This is a genomic window from Ruminococcus sp. CAG:379, assembly GCF_000434255.1.
Taxonomy (GTDB): Bacteria; Bacillota; Clostridia; order Oscillospirales; family Ruminococcaceae; genus Ruminococcus_F; species Ruminococcus_F champanellensis.
In genome coordinates, this window is the sequence record NZ_FR894900.1 from 1 (window position 1) to 1,118 (window position 1,118).

General features: G+C 57.1%; 1 protein-coding gene and 1 pseudogene (1 of these 2 running past the window's edge). Both read left to right on the forward strand.

Annotation, left to right across the window (positions count from 1 at the left end; all coding sequences use genetic code 11):
* Positions 1–722 (forward strand): phosphate acyltransferase (locus tag QVO51_RS06710; RefSeq protein ID WP_288167956.1); only part of this gene is annotated, 722 nt, incomplete at its 5' end.
* Positions 723–741: 19 nt separating this feature from the next.
* Positions 742–1,118, forward strand: a pseudogene (gene rnc / locus QVO51_RS06715) (ribonuclease III); it runs 324 nt beyond the window's last position.

A 1,118-nucleotide genomic window follows, 5' to 3' on the forward strand; every position in this document is an offset into this window, starting at 1 on the left:
CCGGCAGTACCGGTGCTCTGGTGGTAGGTGCTACCTTCCTTGCAAAGCGCAGCCCCGGCATCAAGCGTGCGGCACTGGCACCTTTGCTCCCCACAGCAAAGGGAGTCAGCATGCTCATCGACTGCGGTGCCAATGCGGACTGCCGGCCGGAGATGCTGGTGCAGTTTGCTCTGATGGGCAGTGCCTACATGAAGAACGTCATGGGCGTGGAGAATCCGGCGGTGGGTCTTGTGAATATCGGTTCGGAGGATACCAAGGGCAGAGAGCTGGAGATCGAGACCTATCACCGGCTGCAGGAGGCACCGGTCAACTTCCGGGGCAACCTGGAGGCACGGGAGATCCCCGGAGGCGAGTATGATGTGATCGTTACCGACGGCTTTACGGGGAACGTGATCCTGAAGCTGTATGAGGGCATGGGTTCCTTTTTTGCACATAAGCTCAAGGACGTGTTCAGCGGAGTCAGCGGCAAGCTGTCCGCAGCATTGGTGCTGCCCCGGATCAAGGCGTTCAAAAAACAGATGGATTACAGCGAGGTGGGCGGCGCTGTGCTGATGGGGATCGCAAAGCCCGTGATCAAAGCCCATGGCAGTTCGGATGCCCGGGCGTTTTACAATGCCATCCGGCAGGCAAAGGCTTGTGCGGATGAGAAAATGATAGAGACACTTACCGCATCGGTTGCGGCGCTGCAGGCTATGGAGGAGAAGAAAATTGAAAGAGCATGAGGCAGGGAATACCCTGAGTTTGGAAGAATTTGAACAGATCATCGGCTACACCTTCCACAATAAGCAACTGCTGCAGGAGGCGCTGTCCCATTCTTCCTACGCCAACGAAAAGAAGAAGCTGCGCCACAGCAATGAGCGGCTGGAGTTTCTGGGGGACAGTGTGCTGTCCATTGTGGTATCCCAGTACCTGTTCAAGCATTTTACCCATCTGCCGGAGGGGGAGCTGACCAAGATCCGGGCAAGCCTGGTTTGTGAAAAATCCCTGCATGTGTTCGCACAGAAGATCCGGCTGGGGGATGCGATCCTGCTGGGCAAGGGGGAGGAAAACACCGGGGGCAGAACCCGTCCCTCCATTCTGGCGGATGCCTTTGAGGCGGTCATTGCCGCCATTTTCCT